Consider the following 2134-nt stretch of genomic DNA (forward strand, 5'->3'; position numbering starts at 1 on the left):
ATTACGCCACGAGCCGCATTACCGCGGCGATCAGGGGATTTTGCGTTGGTTTGTTAGCCCCCCCGCAATCGCTACCGAAACCCTCCCCGCCGAGGTCCTGTGCGAGCCGGCGCCGCAGGTCGGCAAAGGCATATTCGGTGCGCTTGGTGGTCGAATACCGGCGCGGCGGCGCGTGCTCCAGATGCGCGCCATAAATCCAAGTGATGGCGGTCGCCGCCATGCAGAAATTCAGATGATTGGTCACGGCATCGGGATTGCGGGTCTGCGTCTCGGCACTGCCGATCTCCTGCTTGATTTCTCGAAATCCGGCTTCAATTTTCCACCGCGCGCCATCATATTCAATAATTTGCGCGACGGAGAGGTCCAGGTCCGTGGTGACCAAGGCGACCCATTGGGTGGTGCGAAAGACCCACACCACGCGCACCTGGCAGCGCAGGGTCTTCAGCATCACCACGCGGTCGACCGCCATGACCGTGCGCAGCGTGCCATACAGGTTGAGGGTATACGCCTGCACATCCGGCTGCAACGTGGTGGCCAACGACGCTGCGTTGCCCAAACGCTCCCCATACGTGCGCGGACGCCCGGCGCGCCCGGGCGTGGGGGTCGGCAGGTCATACAACGCGGCATTGGTGCGTAGCCGCGACAGCAACTGCGCGCGCGGCCCTAACGCCTGCCGTAACGGCTTGAGCAACCCATTGTTGCCGAACCAACTGTCGCACACCACCAGCACCGGGACCGTGGGAAAAACCGCCCCGATCCGCTGGATCAGCGCGGCCGCCTGGGCCAACTTGGTCTGAAAACGCAGGGCGTCGCCGCGCACGCGAATGCAGTGATCGCGCAGCGTGATCCGGCGCAAAGAGAACGCGAAGGCCAACGGCACGCCACTCCACCGGCCGTGAATCACCTTCCGCAGGACCACCGTCACAATGGTCGGCGCCCAGGGATACCGACTCTGGTTGGCCTTGGCCGCGTGGTCAAAGGTGGTCTGGCAGCCAAACACCTTACGCCCCGTCTTCGGGTTGAGCGAATCCGCAGGTCGGGCGCGCCGATGTGCTTGGGGTTACGACCACCACCACGACGCCCGTCACGACCAAGACCTGGGAGTGCATCACTTGCAAGAAAGACGGAAAAACCTGTAAGGCCAATGGCTGGGGCTGGGTCGAACACACAGAGAACGTCACGACACCGTCAACCACAGTAACCCCCGGCGAATACCAACCCATCACCGTGCGCCCGGAGGTGGTCCGCCATCCCCAAGGCGGCGTCATGGTTCTGTTCGGCACCGGCTCCTATTACCGGACCGCGGACCGCATTCCCAACACCAACCAGGCCAAGATCAATGCGTTTTACGGGGTCTGGGACCGCCTCGACGGCACCAGCGACATCCGTAGCGAACACCTGTTGGCGCAACAGATCGTCAAAGAACAGGCACTCGGAGATTTCGATATCCGCGTCACCACCTCCAACCCGATCGTCTGGCACAAGACCGGCGACAAACCCGAGGGCACGCCGCCAAGCACCCACCTGGGCTGGTACCTCAAACTCGTGCACCCGATTGAGGGTGCGCTTGGCGAGATCCAAGTCACCGAGCCGCGGGCGCGCGGCGGCCGCATCATTTTCACGACCATGATCCCCTCCGACGTGGTCTGCGACTTCGGCGGCGAGGGTTGGCTGATGGAACTCAATTTCCTGGACGGCAAACAAGTCAGCGAGGTGCTGTTCGACCTCAACGGTGACGGGGTCTTCAACCTCCTGGATCTGGCGCCCATTCAGCGAGAGGACGGAGAGACGGTCCTCATCACCCCTTCCGGCAAGAAGTCCAAGGTTGGGCCGATTCAGGAGCCGGCGATCATTGCCGCCGGAACCCGCGAGTATAAATTCGCAAGCGGGGCCAAGGATGCCGGTGTCGAGGTCACCACCGAGAACCCAGTCGACCTGAAAGGCGGACGACGCTCCTGGCTGCAGGTGCATTGACCCCTCCGCGGCCGGCCGGACCTCAGTCCGACCGGTTCAGTGATTTGTGAAAGTCGCGCAGCGACCCCGTGGGAGCGGCGTCCCGCCGCGACGGGGCCGGGCGCGCAGCCGCAGGTATAGCGATCACCGCGGCACCGCATCGCGGCGGGACGCCGCTCCC

The 2134-nt window shown here is 63.8% G+C and carries 1 protein-coding gene and 1 pseudogene; one reads left to right on the forward strand and one right to left on the reverse strand.

The annotated features are described in order from the left end of the window. Nucleotide 1 precedes the first annotated feature (1 nt). Nucleotides 2-1018: pseudogene (locus tag QZY03_RS02605) on the reverse strand (transposase); the annotation flags it as partial. Between the two features lie 32 nt (nt 1019-1050). Between QZY03_RS02605 and QZY03_RS02610 the strand changes: the two are divergent. Then, entirely contained in the window at nt 1051-1974 is a 924-nt protein-coding gene (locus QZY03_RS02610) for a PilC/PilY family type IV pilus protein (protein ID WP_295578013.1), read from the forward strand. Nucleotides 1975-2134: the final 160 nt, after the last annotated feature.

The organism is uncultured Lamprocystis sp. (assembly GCF_903933125.1).
Lineage (GTDB): Bacteria > Pseudomonadota > Gammaproteobacteria > Chromatiales > Chromatiaceae > Thiodictyon.